The following is a 225-nucleotide window of genomic DNA, read 5'->3' on the forward strand; positions in this document are numbered from 1 at the left end:
CTTCCCTTTGGGAGCCACAGGTTTCCTGACATAGAGGTGATTTTTGTCGAAAATCTTTAAAATTGAAAATCATGGAATAAAAAGCGGTTGTGGCGGTATGTAGGTGTAAGTGGGTGCCTAATCAAAATTTCCCTAATTTGTGTAATTTTAATTGTTGAAAATAACTCTATAAACTTTTAATCTTGTTCAAGACAAAAATATAAATAATAAGTCACGGAAAGATAA

The organism is Pseudoalteromonas amylolytica, assembly GCF_001854605.1.
GTDB lineage: Bacteria > Pseudomonadota > Gammaproteobacteria > Enterobacterales > Alteromonadaceae > Pseudoalteromonas > Pseudoalteromonas amylolytica.